Raw genomic sequence first — 17,335 nt, 5'->3', positions numbered from 1 at the left:
TATTAGTTGATTGAATTGGCTGACACTGAAGAAGTTTAAGTGAACACTAATATCTGTTTTCTATCTATTTTGCCAAGCTTAGGGAAAGGGAACTAAATACTGCCGATAAGCTCCAATTAGTGCAATTTTAATCGAAAAAATTAGAGACTATTAATGAAGACCTTATTGTTAATGTTAGTATTAGTAAGCCTAAACGCGTGCACAGCAAGTTCGACCAAAGAATTTTTGGGGCATGCGGCAGCAAATGCTGCAGATACTCAAGTAGGCTATAACCAACAACAGTGTTTTACAGTAAAAAACCAATGTGTTCAGGGGCATTATGAAACCTGGCAAACAAGTGATGGCGTTGAAGGGTGTTCATGCAAAAATTTATGATTAAAAATGTATATGCGGCAGTATTATTTATTGCCGCTTCCGTTCTATCATTGGCTGCCACAGCGGTCGAATTTGAAGAAGCAACAGTGCAAGTTGCTGACACAGTATTAACTGTGGAGTACGCCAAGTCTTTTGAGCAACGTGCCACAGGTTTAATGTATAGAGAAGAACTGTGCGAAAGTTGCGGCATGTTATTCAAATATTCCCAACCACGTATCGCGGGTATGTGGATGAAAAACACCTTCATTCCCCTTGATGTCGCCTTTATTGATGAAAAAGGCAAGATAACGGACATTAGAGGTATGCAACCACATGATTTAACCTCAATCAATTCTTCAACTAAAGTGCTTTACGCGTTAGAGATGAATATAGGTTGGTTTGCAAAACACAATGTTAAAGTAGGGCACTTTGTACAAATTCAGACACCCTAGTAAAGCAAAAGCTAGTGACTTTGTTATTTAATGTTGCCGTAAATGAAGTTAATCCGGAGTATGGTTGATGAAATACACTGGCAGTTGTCACTGTAAAGCAGTTCAGTTTGAAGTGGAGTCTGAAGAGCAAGTCGAAGTAGAGGATTGCAATTGTTCCGTATGCAGTAAGTTCGGTTTTTTGCATCTGATTGTTCCTAAGCAGCACTTCAATTTAATCTGCGGTGAACAGTTCCTAACTGAATACAGGTTCAATACTGGTGTTGCAAAGCACACCTTTTGCAAAGTTTGTGGCGCTAAGCCATTTTATATTCCACGCTCAAACCCAGATGGCGTTGATGTGAATGTTCGATGCTTAGACACTAAACCTGCTGAAATCACAATCGTTCCTTTCGATGGACAAAATTGGGAAGATAATGCCGCTAAACTTGCCCATAAGAGTAAATTGAATTAAGCAGCAAGCATATTCGGTTTTTACTAAACAGTTCTATCATTTCATCTAAAGGTAATTCCTAAATATCCATTTTGAATTGTTATATAGAAAATGTAGATAATTATTCAGTTGAAAAATGCATAGTCAATTCAAAACTAATCGAAGGAAATTGCTATTTATTACTTTTAAATAAGTTTATATCTGTTAATTTACTGCGATTATTTTCAAAGAGGATCTAGCGTGACAATTCCTGACCTTAACATCGCCAAGTTTGGTGGCACTAGTGTGGCAAATTATGCCGCAATGCAAAACTGCGCAAAGATTATCGCTGCTAACCCTTCTACTCGCGTGGTAGTTGTTAGTGCGTCTGCTGGTGTAACCAATCATCTAGTTAGCTTATCAAATACAGCATTGACTCATGCACAGATAGCGCAAATTCTTGAGCAGATCAAAACGATTGAAAATGGAATTGTTGCTCAGCTTGCTAAACCAGATGAAGTAACTGAAAAATTAAGCTCTTTATTTGACGCTATGGAAGAATTAGCTTTTCACGAAGAGTTGTTGCATCGCGATGATCTGAAAGATGGTTTGTTATCATTTGGCGAACGTATGTCATCTTTATTGATTACCGAAGTATTAAAAGAGCAGGGCGTGAATGCGGAAAACTTTGATGCCCGCAATGTTCTGCGAACCAATTCCGTATTTGGTGAAGCTGTTCCACAAATCGATGAAATTAAATCTTTAGCAAGCCAAGTAATGAAGTCTGAGTTAGCTGAAAAAGTTTATGTCACTCAGGGGTTTATTGGTGCTGATGAGCAAGGCCGAACTACCACTTTAGGTCGCGGAGGAAGTGATTTCACTGCGGCTTTATTAGCTGAAGCTTTGGATGCGGTTAGTTGCGAAATTTGGACAGATGTTGTTGGTGTGTTCACAACAGATCCGCGAATTACTGATGCAGCCAGACCACTTCCAGAATTGAGTTTCGATGAAGCGGCCGAAATGGCCAACTTCGGTGCCAAAGTGCTGCATCCTGCTACCATGGAGCCAGCGCTGCGTAAAAACATTAAGGTGTTTGTAGGCTCGAGCAAAGAACCAGAGAAAGGCGGAACTTGGATAGTACGAGATTGTGTAAATGAGCCGCCTTATCGCGCTATTACACGTCGTAAGCAACAAGTGATGGTGACTGTGAAAACACCTAAAATGATGCATGCTCAAGGTTTCTTGCAGCAGGTATTCACTATTATTGCTAAGCACAGCTTAAGTGTCGATTTGGTAACTACTTCTGAAATAGCAGTATCCTTTACCTTAGATAATCCAACTAACTCCGTTGCGGAAAGACTTAATCGCGAAACACTTGATGAATTGCGTGACTTCTGTGAGGTGGTGGTTGAAAGCGATTATGATTTAGTAACAGTGGTGGGTAACAATATGCATAGTGCCGCTGGCGTATCAGCAAAAATATTTTCTTCGGTTAGAGATTATAATTTACGGATGATTTGCTACGGTGCTAACCCCCACAATATGTCATTCCTAGTGCATCAGGATGACAGTACTGAAATTGTCAAGGAATTGCATCGTTCGCTATTCGAATGATGGTTTAGCAATTAATAAACTGAAATAAAAAAAACGCTGCATTTTATGCAGCGTTTTTATTTTTGTATCGTCTGGTTTTAGTTTGCCATTTTAGACTCTAAATTGTTGAATAGAAGCCTGCAATTCTTCAGCTAAACGTGCAACTTCTTCACTTGAATCTGCGGTTTGCTGTGCGCCAATCGAGGTTTCTTCAGCAATCCCAACAATATTTTCCAGCTTCTCACTAATTTCTTGAGATACCACGTTCTGTTCTCTAGCAGATTGCTCAATTTGGCTACTTACATCATGTGCTCTATGCACAGCTTCGGTAATTAGATCAAGAGCTTGGGTCGCTTTTTCTGTTTCCTCTACACAGACAGTTGTTTGTTCTTTGCCTTGGTTCATTACCATCACCGCTTTTTCAGCGCCTGCTTGCAGAACTTCAATCATGTCGTTAATTTCTTGCGTAGACTTTTGCGTACGACTCGCTAACGTACGAACTTCGTCAGCCACTACCGCAAAACCTCTACCATGCTCTCCGGCTCTAGCTGCCTCTATCGCCGCGTTCAATGCTAGTAGGTTAGTTTGGTCAGCTACACCGCGAATTACGTCTAAGATACCACCTATGCTCGCGCTATCTTGATGAAGTTTATTAATTACATTGGCAGCATCGTCGACATCAACTGCAAGCTTTTCAATGGTCATTTTATTGTTTAACGAAATACCTTTTACTTTTTCAGCTTCAACATCGGCATGGCGAATTTGATTCAAGGTATCTTCAGCGCTTTGCGTAACCATTTGAGATGTGCTGTGCATTTCTGTGGTTGCTGCGGCCACTTGAGCAACTTGAGATTTCTGATTCTGAATCGAGTGCGTGGTTTGTGCGGTCACTGTCGACGTTTCTTCTGATGCTGCGGCCAATTGAGATGCGCGTGTACTTATTCCAGTGATTAACGTTTTTAGGCTATCGATTAGGTTGTTGACGCTGGTGGCCAATTCTCCAAATTCGTCATCTGAACTATCGTCTAACTTGCGGGTTAAGTCACCTGAAGAGACGACATGTAGAACTTCATTGACCTTTCTAAGTGGCACTGTTATGGCTCTTACGCTGGCCCATCCTATCCATGCTGCTAAAACGGCAGAAACGATTATTAGCACAATAATCACAGTTGTACCCAGGGCCACACGATTTGCAACTTGATCTTTCATCTCGTTGGTTTTTTCTTCAGCTACTTTCAGCAGCGCATCTAATTCTGCAATTGCTTGCTGAATATTTTCTTCTGAAGACGCTAACGCCTCAGATGCCGCTAACTGACTGTTTAATCGAGTGACTTGGGTGTTAAGTAAACCGTCTGAAGCAGTGACTGAGCTAATAACAGAATTAACCAGGTTGGTGATTTCTTGCATAGTGCCGCTGTCATCTCGGTTTCCTGCTAGTGATTGCATTTCTGCTAACTGGTCTGAAATTTGGCCTATGACTAACTCTACTTCATTACCAATAGTGTCGGCGCGAACCAAATTTTCGGTTTTGATATAATCTGCACTCACCGTTAGAAGTGATAATAATGAGGTTTCTAATTTACTGCCAATCTCAGCAGCTTCGCTTAATTGAGCGTTGGATTGCACACTATCTAAATCAGCAAAATCTAGCAATAACATGGAAGAGTCATCTGAATTGTCTTCAACACTTTCTACGATATCGCCAAGTCTTGCCCCTTCGTCTAAATAGGCTTTTCGGCTTTCAAACATATTACTGACATTGCTAGTATATTGTTGGTAAATGCCTTCTACGTTTTGCAATGCTTGACTAAAAATTGGGTCTTTACTGACTTTACCTTTGATCATCGTCACTTCGTTTTGGAAATTAGATTCACTTGTACGCAAATTTTCTAGTTGTGTGTTTAAGGCTTCGGAATTGGTTTCGTAATAACCAGCAACCGTCAGTCTACCCATATTTAGAAACGAAATTTTAAGTTGATTACTGGCGTTTAAAGTGGGGATGGCTAAGGTGTTTACTTCATCAGTTGCAGAATCAATCGAATTAAAATTAAATAGCGAGGAAACACCTATCACCAGTAGTAAAACAGAAATAAGCGTAAATCCGCCTATTACCCTCATTGCGACTGATATTTTCATTTAGTAATTCCTCTGTTTTATTGATCTTTTTATTCTAATATTCGTGAAGATCAAATTGTTAACAATTCTGCATTAAGTGTGTCAAATTTTGACAGAAATGTCATAAATTTAGTTACACAACTTTTTAACAAGTAAAATCAGTTTATCACTGGTTTTCCACAAACATAATGACTAAATGATTTGATACGTACATCAAATGATTATTAAGTATAATCTGCACACTTTTTTTGTTGTTGAGTTTGGTATTCTCGCCAGTCATCGGCGGCTTAAAAGCCTTTGCAAAGATATTGATATCTCAACCAAACTCCATGTTATTAACTAAATCTGATGCTGTCTTAAATTATCGACATTTGTATATGATTCTTTAGAAAGGAAATTTGTGCATGAGTCGGCAGAGTTAACGATTTGTATTTTGAACACTAATTCTTTGTTCGCTCTCCAGACAATATAATGTCATGGTGTTTCCCCATACGAAGCCTGTGTCTAAACCGATAAATTGTTTCGATTGGGTTTGTCCCATTAACGTTGCCCAATGTCCAAAAATAACACGCTGACTTTTTTTGAGTTTTTGATTATCTACTGCAAACCAAGGTTTTAATGATGTGTTGAATTTGTTAGGCGCGCACTTAGCTTCAAATTCTAAGGTGTTAAGTTTTTTAAGATAGCGCATACGAGTAAAAGCATTGATGATAAACCTTAGTCTATCCATGCCCAATAATTGCTCATTCCAACGATTTGGTTCAGCGCCATACATAGATGCTAGCATATGTAAGTAGTCAGGACCGGCGAGAACAGCAGAAACCTCATCACTTAACTCTACAGCTTTTTTAAAAGACCACTCAGGATATAAACCGGCATGACTTATTAATGTCTCTTTATTGATGCGCAAGGCCAATGGTTTTGTTCTTAACCAGTTAGCGAGTTCCTGTGCTTTGTCAGAGCGTAGTAGGGGACCTAAAAAGTCACTCCGCTTAGCTACTTTTAATTGTCCTAAAATCGCAAGGAAATGTAAGTCGTGATTGCCTAAAACCGTATCGAATGCTTCACCAAGAGAGTTGAGAAACATTAAGGTGTCAAGAGAGTCGGGTCCTCTAGCAACAAGATCGCCTACCGCCCAAAGTTTGTCATTGGCAGGGTCAAACTTTACTTTATCAAGCAGTTGCCGAAGACCAGAGTAACAACCTTGAATATCACCAACTACGTAATTAGACATAAGTTTTGCGAAGAGCCTGTTTGACTATTAATTAAGAACGTTTGAATCAGCTAATCTAAATACGTCTATAGGTACTTTAACCAATTCATTCTGTGCATCTTTAAATTCGTAGTGCCCTTGCATAGTGCCCACTGGCGTGTCTAAAATAGCACCGCTGGTGTATTGATAATGTTCGCCTGGTTTTATTACCGGTTGTTCTCCGACAACACCTTTGCCTGAAACTTCCGATATATCCCCATTTCCATCAGTAATTAACCAGTAGCGATTTAGTAGGGTAACTTCATCTTTACTGTTATTAGTGATCGTTATTTTGTACGCAAACGCATATTTTTCCTCGGTTTCAGGAAATCTATCTTCAAGATATTGAGTGTGCACATCAATGCAAATATCATTAGCATCCATTATTTTTTAAGACTCTTGTTGAGAAAGGAAGTTGGCCACGGTTGCGAAGTCTGCAAGACTTAGGTTTTCTGCTCTTAACTCAGGATTGATACCTAGGTCTTCAAGCTGTTTTTCTTCAATTAATTTTTTTAAACTATTACGGATGGTTTTTCTGCGCTGGTTAAATGCTTGAGCGCACACTTGGTTTAGCATTTTCTGTTCGATGACCTCAACCGGTTTTTGGGTATGAGGTAACAGTCGTACCACAGCCGAATCGACCTTCGGAGGAGGATTGAAAGCGCTAGGCGGTACATGTAAAACGGGAATAACTTGGCAGTGATATTGCGCCATAACAGACAATCTGCCATAGTTTTTTTCACCGGCCTTAGCCGCTAATCTATTCACTACTTCTTTTTGCAACATAAAGTGCATATCTTTGATTTTGTTGGCAAAAGAGAAGAGATGAAACATTAGAGGAGTTGATATGTTATAGGGCAAGTTCCCAAAAACACGCAGTGGATTTTGCTCATCACATAATTCGGAGAAATCAAATTTAAGTGCATCAGCCTCGATCACATTCAATTTTTTCGAAATAAATGGATGTGATCTGAGTCGGTTTGCCAAATCTCGGTCTAGTTCGACTACATTGAGTTTGCTGATGTGCTCACACACAGGTTCAGTAAGTGCCGCCAATCCAGGACCTATTTCAACTAAGTTCTCTCCCTCTTGGGGATGAATTGCCGAAACAATCTGATCAATAATGTAAGCATCATGTAGAAAGTTTTGCCCAAAGCGCTTACGTGCGGTGTGGCCTAAGTGTTGTTTACTCATATACGTTTTACTGCCAATTTTAACGCGTCATTAATCGCACACTCAAAACTTCCAGAGTTTGCTTCACCTGTTCCAGCTAAATCTAAAGCAGTGCCATGGTCAACAGATGTGCGAATGAAGGGGAGACCCAAGGTGGTGTTAACTGATTTGCCAAACCCTTTGTATTTCAATACGGGTAAGCCTTGGTCATGAAACATGGTTAAAATAACGTCTGCTTGCTGCATGTACTTTTCTTGAAACATTGTATCTGCTGGCAATGGGCCGGTGATTTTAAGTCCTTGTTCGCGTAATTCATCTAACGCTGGAATAATAATATCTATTTCTTCGCGTCCTAGATGCCCATCTTCACCAGCGTGGGGATTTAATCCACAAACAAAAATATGTGGAGTGGGTATCCCAAACTTGAGCTTCATATCAGTGTGCACAATGTGTAATACTTTATGCAGTCTTTCTCGAGTGATTGCTTTTGCTACATAGGCTAATGGGATATGAGTGGTAGCCAATACTACTCTCAGCCCCTCAGTAGATAGCATCATAACTACGTCTTGGGTGTTTGATTGACTAGCAAAATACTCTGTATGTCCACTAAATGAAATACCGGCCTCATTGATGATGCCTTTGTTTACTGGACCTGTTACTACCGCGTCAAACTCTTGGTTCATATTTTTAGCACAAGCTTGGCGCAATGTTTCTACAACGTATAAACCATTTTTGGCGTCCAATTGCCCCGCCACGACTTTAGATTTGGTCGGGATATCGATGATGTACAGTTGACCAGGTGCTTGCACTTGGACTACATCGCTTTTGTAGTCGAGCAAAGTCAAAGGTAGGTTAAGCATAGCCGCACGTTCGGTTAACATCGTACGGTCAGCAAAAACAACTAATTGGGCATCCCATTTATTTTGAGCCAGCTGAATAATCAGATCTGGCCCTACTCCGGCAGGTTCACCTGGCGTGATCGCAATCTTGAAAGGCAATTTAACTTCCTAATTCATTTGAAGGGTCTAACACTTCTATGTAAGCAGCGTCGCGCATTTCCCTTAACCAAGCATCCGTTTCTTCAGAAAATTTACGATTAAAGATAAGCTGATAAGCTTTGTCTTCTTTACGTTTATCGGTCGCATCGTCAACACGTTTACCAATCATTTGTACTAAGTGCCAGCCGTGTGAAGAGCGGAAAGGTTGACCAATTTCATCTGCTTCTAAATTAGCTAAAGCATCTCTAAATGCTGGAACGTATATATTTGGATCGTTCCATCCTAGTTCACCGCCTTTAATCGCTGAGCCAGGATCTGCTGAATGTTCTTTAGCAAGCTCTTCAAATGTAGCATCACCGGCGATGATTTGTTTACGATACTCTTCTAATTTTTGTTTCGCTTTTTCGTCACTTAAGATTACTGAAGGTTTGATTAGAATATGTCTAGCGTTGACCTCTTGTACTTTGACAACTTCGATTCCACGTAAATCTTTTACTTTTAAGATATGGAACCCTGCACCACTTCGAATCGGCCCAACTATTTCATCTTTGCCTTTATCTTGAACCGCTTCAGCGAAAAGTGTTGGCATAGAGTTGATGTTCATCCAACCTAAGTCACCGCCTTCTAGTGCTTTTGAACCAGAAGAAGAGGCTATCGCAATCCGTGTGAAGTCAGAGCCACTGTTGAGTAACTCCAGTACTTTATCTGCGGTTGATTTCGCTTTTGCAATGTCTTCGTCTGTAGGCTGAGGAGGAAATCCAATCAAAATGTGCCCTAAGTTGTATTCCGCCTGTTCTGCGCCTTGTTCATCAATTAACTTGACTAGGTTTTCGATTTCTTGTGGTGTGATATAAACTCTTCTGCGTACATTTGCACGTCTAACTTCTTGGGTAATCAGCTCTTTGCGGATGTCTTCACGATAGACTTCAAAAGGAATACCATCTTTGGCAATAGCTGCTCTAAACTGCTCCATCGACAAATTGTTATTTGACGCAATGCCGGCAATGGTTTGATCAAGTTGAGGATCACTGATTTGTATCCCCATTTTTTCAGCCATTTGAGTTTGTAAGTTATCAGTGACTAATTTTTCAATAGCTTGCGTGCGCAGAGCACGGTCTGACGGTAAAGTTTGATTATTGGTTTCTGCATTGCGTTTCACTTGTTCTACCAATGCATCTATTTCACTTTCTAAAATGACACCTTGATCGACAATAACGGCTACTTTATCTAACGAAACCTGTTGTGCCACACTTTGAAAGGTAAGAAGTGTGGTTAAAGCTATAGCGACGACTAATAATTTCATGTTTATTACTTTTACTCAAAACGTTGTGAAAATGCCCTCAATTTGGACATTATATCTGTTATTAATTTATCAGGTAAGATTGGCGATAACCAAAAAGACCATCTTCGAGCATATCTCGGCGACTCGTTCGTGCTTCACCACCGGTGAATTTAAAGCTAAATTTCAAATTAACACTGGTCTCAAATTCCTGTGTATCTTCTAATCCACTGTCATCATATCGGTTACTTAAGTACCTTTGTCCAACAATGCTAATTGCCCAACAACAAGATTCGTACTGAATACCAGTGTATGTTTCGATGGTACGTTGAGTGTTTAAATCTTTATACCATCTACCGACCCAATGCCAATTTTTTGCTAATGGCCAGCTCGCAGTGAGCCCCATTTGATCAATTTTTTCGCCCGATAAATTACGCACAAACCTGTGATTCAATTGAAATATTTTATCTTCGCTTAATTGATATTCCAATGAAATACTGCTGCGCTCTACCTTATCAGTTTTAGTCGCAATCTGTATTTCTGAATGTGCAAACCATTTACTGCCAATTTGCCAATCCAACTCAGATGCCAACGCAGATTTATCTTCATCTTTGCTGGCCGCGACAACACGGTTATCTTTGAGATAGAAAATTTGACCTAAACTAAGGGCAAATTGTTCCCGACTATTTTCATCTAAAATTCTAGTGGTTAAACCTACCGTTACCTGATTGTTGTCACTAATTCTGTCGAGACCTGTAAATTCTTGTCCACGGAACAAACCATTAAAGTCATTCAGTAAGCGAGTTGTGTCATACAATCCTATTTGGTTTTGGTCTTCGTAACTAGTATACAAGTACTGAATTTTTGGTTCTAATGTTTGCCGCAATTCATTGTCAAACCACTCAATATCTTTTTCGAAATGTAACGCACCAAATAAACGCCCTTGGGCTAATGAGCGGTTAGTGCGCTCTGCAAGCTCGGTTCCTTCGATATTATCTTGGCGATAATAGGTGTTAAACAAGGTAGCTTCTGCTAAAAATTCGCCCCAATGAGCACGTAACGGTAAGGCCAGGCTGGGCGCAAAATGCAATCTTGTTGCTTGCGGTAAGTCAGATTGTTGGTTCTCAAAATAGGCTAATTCTGAAGTAATGCGAAATTCCAAGCCGGCAAACATATCTGTTTGATAGTTTAACTTCAATTCGGGCATTGCACGATAATTTGTCGGATGGTCGCCTATTATTTCAAAATCTCTGAAACTAAGGGAAAAATCTAAGTTATCACTGTAGTAGTTTAACGCCATTGTTTGATACAAGTGAGTATCTGCGCGATTGTAAAAATCTGAACCAAAGTCGACGATATAGTTATCATCGCTCAACGCGTTGTAATCAATATTTAGGTTCCAATTATCGCCAATGCTGGTGGAGTTCAGTAATCGATAAAAATATCTAGCGTCACTGTCACTTGTGCTTTTGTCATCGTCCAAATATTCAATATTTATTTGTCCGTTGCTATTATCAGTTAGGTACCTGAATTCAGTTTTTAACATCAACCCTAAGTCTGTCATCAAGCGAGGAGTCAAAGTCGCATCGTAATTTTCCGCAATATTCCAATAAAACGGTTGCTCATAATCTAAACCTGTGGTGCTCGAAGTGGTGATTTCGGGAAACAACAATCCGGTTTGACGCTGATCTGAGACTGGAAAAACGAAATAGGGTAAATAAAAAACAGGAATATCTTTCAAGTAAAAAACTGTGTTTACCGCTTCTCCCCAAAGTGCATCCTCTTCAATTTTGATGCTGCTGGCATTTATTTTCCAGTCCTCAGAACCCTCAGGGCAGGTGGTATAACTCACGTCAGTTAATTCTAATCCCACTTGCTGATCGATATCTATGACACCCGCAGAACCTCTGCCACCAAATTGGCGGAGGTGGTATTTAGTATCATTCATTGATAACTGACCGGAGGTGGTATTCAATCTAACGTCGCGACTTTGCACTACCATCAAATCATCGTTGTAGCTAACATCCCCCGAGGCTTTCAATTCCGTTTTGTCTTTGTCTATTGTTGCGTTGTCGGCCAGAATTCGAGCTTTTTCATTATCAATGGTGATATCGCCTTCGAAAGTGGCGTAGCGATTTTGGTTGATTTGGGCACGATTGGCCTTAACTCTTATCTGATCGGCTGAAATAGTTTGGTCAGCAACAAAATCCTCGGTACTAATTGCACAGGAGGAGGTTGGCTGAACTTGAGCTGCAACACTCCCGACAGCGCAGGTCAGGAGTAAAGAAGTGATCTGGTTAATTTGCATACAGGGTCTAAGTTAAATTGCCGTGTAGAGGTCGATAATCGACATTAAAAGTGTAAATTTTAAGTGCTTGAACATGATTTACCAATAAACTTCCCAAAAAATACACCACAATGGATTTCCTTTGATCTATTATGCTTTCGCATTGGCTATATTTATACCACAAATATGAGGTAAAACGTGACACAAATAGTGCAAACCAAGAAGGCATTGTTACAATGGATAAATTCTTCCACAGAGTTTAGATGTCAGAAAATAGAAATGATTTTTGGCGATGCAAGTTTTCGTCGCTATTTTCGCTTTTGGGATGAATTGAGTCATACCTCAATCATTGCCGTAGATGCACCGCCAGAATACGAAGACAGTTCAAAATTTGTTAATCTTGCCAATGCCTATTTTCAACATCATGTCATAGTACCAAAAGTGTTAGCGCATAATCCTGAACTTGGTTTTTATTGCTTACAAGATTTTGGTGATGAGCAATTCAGTCAAGCATTAAATCCGGATACCATGCAGGTGTTATACACCAATGCCCTTAATCAAATTCCTGCAATTCAGTCTTGTGTCGTTGCAAATGGACAATCTTTACCATTTTATGACGACGAATTGTTGCGGAAAGAAAAGTACATCTTTACCCATTGGCTAATTGAGGTGCATTTAAACATCAAGCTAACAAAAAGCCAAATGGATAGCGTCGATAAATCCTATGAATTTTTGCATCAAGCATTCAAATCTCAACCACAAGCAGGCGTACACAGAGATTTTCATAGTAGAAACTTGATGTTATTAGCCAACGGCGATATTGGTGTCATTGATTTTCAAGATGCGGTAATCGGCCCAATTACTTATGATGCAGTTTCGTTATTGAGAGATTGTTATCAAAAATGGCCACCAGATCAGGTTGAATTGTTACTGCGCCACTTTCACCAACAATTTTATTCTCAATATCAATGGCAAGATTTTACCTATTGGTTTGATCTCACTGGAATTCAGCGACACCTCAAGGCTAGCGGGATATTCTGTCGGCTTTTTCATCGTGATGGCAAAGATGGCTATCTGTCACACATTCCACGAACCTTAGATTATATTCTTGAAGTGGGGGCAAATTATCCAGCATTAGCAGACTTGGTTGGATTAATAGAAAACACCATTAAACCCAAATTATTGGAGTTGACTAAGTGAAAGTAGCAATGATTTTGGCTGCCGGGCGGGGAGAGCGAATGCGCCCCCTCACGGATACCACACCTAAACCACTGTTAACTGTAAAAGGTAAAGCATTAATTGAATTGCATTTGGAAAAGTTGGCCTTAGCTGGTTTTCAACATGTGGTGATAAATCATGCTTGGCTTGGAGAGCAAATAGTCGCATTTTTGGGGAATGGTGAGCGTTACAACCTGCAGATTCATTATTCAGCAGAAACCAGCGCACTAGAAACCGCTGGTGGAATTATCAATGCCTTGCCACTGCTGAAGTCGTGTTTACAACAGCAACGTTACTTTACCGTTATAAATGCTGATATTTATTCAGATTTTGAGTTTAGTTGCCTACCTAATGAGTTAGATGGCAGCAAAGGGCATTTGGTTTTAGTTAATAACCCCCCACATAATCTAAAGGGCGACTTTAATTTAATTGACCACAAAGTCGTGCGTCAGCCACAAAATCAATTCACCTTCAGTGGAATAGCTGTTTATGATGTCGGTTTGTTCGCTAATCTTGATGGGCGAAAATCACCATTGGCACCACTACTTTTTGATTTAGCAGAAAAAGGTCAACTTACTGGTCAGCACCATACAGGCATTTGGTTTGATATAGGTACTCCGCAACGTTTAGAACAAATTAATAAGATGGAAGGTTAACAATGCCGATTTGGGGAAAAGTATTAGGAACTGTGTTTGGGTTTATGTTCCGTGGCCCAATTGGAGCTGTGATTGGATTTATAATAGGTCACTTTTTTGATAAGGGGTACAGTCGCGATTTTAATCAAATGGGAGGGTTCAGCCGCTTTTTTACCAGTCAAGATGAGCTGAAGTCCCAAGCCATATTTTTTCATGCTTTGTTTTCCCTGATGGGACACATAGCCAAAGCAGACGGTCAGGTAACTGATTCGGAAATACGCATGGCAACCGCTTTGATGGACCAAATGAATCTGCAGGGCGATACTCGTAAAGAAGCGCAGCAAGCTTTTCGTGAAGGTAAAGCAAATGATTTCCCTGTGGATGAAGTGTTGCGCGAATTTAAAGCTTCTTGCCATGGCAGACGCGATGTATTGCAGGTGTTTTTAGAAATTCTTATCCAAGCCGCTTTTGTTGATGGAAAATTAGATAAAAAAGAGCAGCATTTGTTGGAAAAGGCCGCTCGTCATTTGGGATTCAAAGAGCATGAATTTCTGTATTTACTTTCCATGTACGAAGCGGAAATTCGCTTTCGTAGCGGTCAAGGACGCGGCAACGGCAACCGCGGGCGCTCACACTCGCAACAACCTCACTATTCGCAACAGCAATCGCTTCAAGATGCGTATAAGATTTTAGGGGTGAAAGAAAGTGATGATGGCAAGACTATCAAAAAGGCTTATCGTAAACTTATGACCGAATACCATCCGGATAAATTAGTTTCCAAAGGTTTACCGAAACAAGCTATTGAGATCGCAAAAAATAAGGCCCAAGATATTCAATCAGCATATGATTTGGTTAAACAAGTCAAAGGGTTCAAATGATATGAAACAAAATAGGGTATATTTGTTGAGTATTTTATCTTCCATCTTGTTAATTGGTGGAGGGTTGACAGGATGTGCAACTACGACAAAGGAACAGTCTCAAGATATTCAACCGCCCATTGTCTTGGATTTTGATACTTCTAATATGGATGCGGATACAAAATATTGGTTGCAGCAAATAAACCAGTTTTTCATCGCTGATGTTGATTCGGTTGTCACACCCTACACAACCCTGTTAGAGAGCTTGAATTCTTGGCCTGAAGCCGATTTTTGCAGTCAAGCACATCAGCAAATCATCGACGATACTTTGGCGTTAAATAATACCAGTTTAATGGCTTATCGGGTTGCGCTTCATTGTGCAGATATGGCTTCAAATGACGAGAAAAGCCAGCAAATTAAACACAAAATCGACCTCATTTCAGGTCTTTTACTGCAATCCGGAAACGGCGAAACGCCGCAACAAGCAATTAAAATTAGGGACCTTTACGAAGCTCAAATTATTTTTAATTGGGTTGGTATCAGCGTATTCGATATGGAAATGGTTCGTCTAGCGAATCAAGTCGTATACAAAGTACATACAATGGATACGCTAAATTCTAAATACTCAGTGTACTACGTAGAGAATACTGAGTTTTTCGCGCGCCAACGTAATCTTCTGATCCCGCAAAATGGAAAAAGCAAACAGCTCGCTAAAATTCAAATGGAAAGCCGTTTTCAGACTGGAAGCGTAGCGGCTTTTCTTTGGCAATTTGGCAATTGGCTTAGAAATGATCACCCAGAGTTGGTTATTCAGTCATTGGAAAGTTCCGACAATCTAGGCGCGGTAGCCTCTGTTGCGTTAGCTTACGCTTACTTACATACCCAAAACACCGATGAACTCGAATTTAGAATTGATGACTTACTCACCTATTCTGAAAATGGATTTGTTGATGCTAGCGCGGTCTTTGGACAGTATATGTTGTCAACCCAAGACCCTTTTGAGGTGAGCGAAGCGGCACAGCTATATCGATATAATGTCAAAAATTTAGGGGCCCAAGAGGCAACTAATGCTTGGTTAGACGGCTTTTTAAATCAACCTAATAACGGTCCATTATTCGATTTATTATTAGATAATTTGAATGATGAGTATTTTAGCTATTGGCGAAATGCTATCAATCGTTATAACACCACCTTTGGTTTGATAACCCCATTAGTTAATCAAAAGCTAACGTATTTGCTTCAGCGTTTAGGTGAAAGATATCCTCGAGCAAAATTAGATTATGCACATATTTTATTGAAAGGTGGTTGGAATAATCAGCAAGATAGCGACGCTGGATTAGCCATTATCGCGCAACTGGCCGAGCAAGGTTATGCCAGTGCACAATTAGATTATGGGATTTTATATACGTTTTCTCACTTTGGTTTGGCTAAAGATCGAGATAAAGCTTTTTATTGGTATCAACAAGCAGCAGAGCAAGGTGATCCCAACGCACTCTATAATGTGGCTCTTGCATATCGCTTTGCTCGAGGGGTTAGCAGAGACTTGTCACAAGCAATTGAATACTTTCAAAAATCGATGGACGCGGGGTTTCACTTGGCCGGTTGCCGCTTAGGTGATCTGTATGCCGATGAGGTGGAAATCCGCAATTATGATTTAGCTACCCAATTTTATAAGCAAGTCATTGATGATCCTGAAAGTAATGCTAACGAAGTGGCCAGTTGTGCCTATGGTTTGGCATTTATTGAGATTGATCATTACCAGGATATAGCGCAAGGAATTAATCGCTTTAAACAAGCAGCGAGTTTAGGCGACAAAGACGCGATGTTTGAATTGGGTATTATTTATCGTGAAGGTGAGCTTGTTGAGAAAAGCATGTCTCAATCGATTGAGTATTATGTACAAGCTGTCAATCACGGAAGTTTTCGAGCCGCTGCGAATTTAGGTTATATGTATGAGCATGGCGAAAGTGTGGCGGTGGATTATGAAAAAGCGGCGAGTTTTTACCAATTTTCAGCCAACGGAGGCAATTCTACCGGACAGAACAATTACGCCACGTCGTTGCGATACGGAAATGGTGTAGAGAAAGACCTTAAGGCCGCCGTCGAGTGGTATCAAAAGTCCGTCAGTCAACGAAATGGTTATGCCGCGGAGAACTTAGCGGATATTTACTATTTTGGGGAGTTAGGGGAGTCCGATTACAAACAAGCCTGTGATTATTATGAAAAAGCGGTTGAGTTTGGTGTTGAGCATGTTTTGTATGATGTTGGATATTGTTATTTTTATGGCGAAGGCCGTGAACAAAATATTGATAAAGGCCTAAAATTATTTGAACAAAGCGCTGCAAAAAATAATCAAAATGCCCTTGTTGAACTCGGTTATATATACGCCAGTGGCGAGGTGGTTGCTGCAGATCCACAAAAATCAGAATCCTATTACATTATTGCCTATGCGATGCAAAATCCCGATGCCGCTTTCGGATTAGCGCAATTGCATGAGACCGAAAAAGGTCTTAAAAAAGATCTCGTTTTGTCCACGGTTTATTATGAACAAAGTGCTAAATGGGGATCGGTAGAAGGGATGGTGGCAACCGCCAAAGCTTATATACAAGGTCTTGGGACTAAATCTGATCCTAAAAAGGCCAAAATATGGCTCAAAAAAGCGGTAGAACAAGGCTCAAAAGAAGCTAAATTGATGCTGAAGAATTTGCGTTAA

15 protein-coding genes are annotated in these 17,335 nt (G+C 40.2%); 8 read left to right on the top strand and 7 right to left on the bottom strand.

Annotation, left to right across the window (positions count from 1 at the left end; translation table 11 throughout):
* Positions 1–153 precede the first annotated feature (153 nt).
* The 4 genes from ABWV72_RS17850 (at position 154) to lysC (ending at position 2,829) form a co-directional block, all read left to right on the top strand.
* Complete coding sequence (locus tag ABWV72_RS17850; protein ID WP_353372159.1) at positions 154–375, top strand: hypothetical protein; 222 nt, start codon at positions 154–156, stop codon at positions 373–375.
* Positions 372–806 carry a DUF192 domain-containing protein gene (locus ABWV72_RS17845; protein ID WP_353372157.1) on the top strand — a complete coding sequence of 145 codons (435 nt, stop codon included), beginning with the start codon at positions 372–374 and terminating at the stop codon, positions 804–806. The genes ABWV72_RS17850 and ABWV72_RS17845 overlap by 4 nt, the downstream gene beginning before the upstream one ends.
* A gap of 67 nt (positions 807–873) precedes the next feature.
* Positions 874–1,257, top strand: coding sequence for a GFA family protein (locus ABWV72_RS17840; RefSeq protein WP_342805016.1), 384 nt, complete (start codon positions 874–876; stop codon positions 1,255–1,257).
* Positions 1,258–1,539: 282 nt separating this feature from the next.
* Entirely contained in the window at positions 1,540–2,829 is a 1,290-nt protein-coding gene (gene lysC, locus ABWV72_RS17835; RefSeq protein ID WP_502902152.1) for a lysine-sensitive aspartokinase 3, read from the top strand.
* 90 nt (positions 2,830–2,919) lie between these two features.
* Here lysC and ABWV72_RS17830 read toward each other — a convergent pair whose 3' ends face one another.
* The 7 genes from ABWV72_RS17830 to ABWV72_RS17800 form a co-directional block, all read right to left on the bottom strand.
* Positions 2,920–4,944, bottom strand: coding sequence for a methyl-accepting chemotaxis protein (locus tag ABWV72_RS17830; protein ID WP_216047232.1), 2,025 nt, complete (start codon positions 4,942–4,944; stop codon positions 2,920–2,922).
* Positions 4,945–5,341: 397 nt separating this feature from the next.
* Positions 5,342–6,157, bottom strand: a complete 816-nt coding sequence (locus ABWV72_RS17825) for a symmetrical bis(5'-nucleosyl)-tetraphosphatase (protein WP_342805015.1) — start codon at positions 6,155–6,157, stop codon at positions 5,342–5,344.
* A 27-nt stretch (positions 6,158–6,184) separates the two neighbouring features.
* Positions 6,185–6,559: a Co2+/Mg2+ efflux facilitator ApaG/CorD gene (apaG, locus tag ABWV72_RS17820; RefSeq protein WP_216047230.1), complete on the bottom strand. Its 375-nt coding sequence runs from the start codon at positions 6,557–6,559 to the stop codon at positions 6,185–6,187.
* A gap of 6 nt (positions 6,560–6,565) precedes the next feature.
* On the bottom strand, positions 6,566–7,369 hold the full coding sequence (gene rsmA, locus ABWV72_RS17815; RefSeq protein WP_353372152.1) for a 16S rRNA (adenine(1518)-N(6)/adenine(1519)-N(6))-dimethyltransferase RsmA: 804 nt from the start codon (positions 7,367–7,369) through the stop codon (positions 6,566–6,568).
* Positions 7,366–8,346, bottom strand: a complete 981-nt coding sequence (gene pdxA / locus ABWV72_RS17810) for a 4-hydroxythreonine-4-phosphate dehydrogenase PdxA (protein WP_342805012.1) — start codon at positions 8,344–8,346, stop codon at positions 7,366–7,368. Before pdxA ends, rsmA begins: the two co-directional genes overlap by 4 nt.
* Before the next feature lies 1 nt (position 8,347).
* Complete coding sequence (gene surA, locus ABWV72_RS17805; RefSeq protein ID WP_216047227.1) at positions 8,348–9,649, bottom strand: peptidylprolyl isomerase SurA; 1,302 nt, start codon at positions 9,647–9,649, stop codon at positions 8,348–8,350.
* A 61-nt stretch (positions 9,650–9,710) separates the two neighbouring features.
* A complete protein-coding gene (locus ABWV72_RS17800) occupies positions 9,711–11,933 on the bottom strand; it encodes an LPS-assembly protein LptD (RefSeq protein WP_342805011.1) in 2,223 nt (740 codons plus the stop codon).
* 177 nt (positions 11,934–12,110) lie between these two features.
* Here ABWV72_RS17800 and ABWV72_RS17795 point away from each other — a divergent pair, with 177 nt between their 5' ends.
* Genes ABWV72_RS17795 through ABWV72_RS17780 form a run of 4 tightly spaced genes read left to right on the top strand, consistent with a single transcriptional unit; the run spans position 12,111 to position 17,335 of the window.
* Positions 12,111–13,112 carry an aminoglycoside phosphotransferase family protein gene (locus tag ABWV72_RS17795; protein ID WP_353372149.1) on the top strand — a complete coding sequence of 334 codons (1,002 nt, stop codon included), beginning with the start codon at positions 12,111–12,113 and terminating at the stop codon, positions 13,110–13,112.
* A gap of 8 nt (positions 13,113–13,120) precedes the next feature.
* Positions 13,121–13,786, top strand: a complete 666-nt coding sequence (gene murU / locus ABWV72_RS17790) for an N-acetylmuramate alpha-1-phosphate uridylyltransferase MurU (RefSeq protein WP_342808310.1) — start codon at positions 13,121–13,123, stop codon at positions 13,784–13,786.
* Between the two features lie 2 nt (positions 13,787–13,788).
* Positions 13,789–14,643, top strand: a complete 855-nt coding sequence (djlA, locus tag ABWV72_RS17785; protein WP_216047224.1) for a co-chaperone DjlA — start codon at positions 13,789–13,791, stop codon at positions 14,641–14,643.
* Between the two features lies 1 nt (position 14,644).
* Positions 14,645–17,335, top strand: a complete 2,691-nt coding sequence (locus tag ABWV72_RS17780) for an SEL1-like repeat protein (RefSeq protein ID WP_353372147.1) — start codon at positions 14,645–14,647, stop codon at positions 17,333–17,335.

This window comes from Aliiglaciecola sp. NS0011-25 (assembly GCF_040370605.1).
GTDB lineage: Bacteria > Pseudomonadota > Gammaproteobacteria > Enterobacterales > Alteromonadaceae > Aliiglaciecola > Aliiglaciecola lipolytica_A.
The sequence above is the reverse complement of the archived record's forward strand: the minus strand, read 5'-3'. Positions and strand labels throughout refer to the sequence as shown.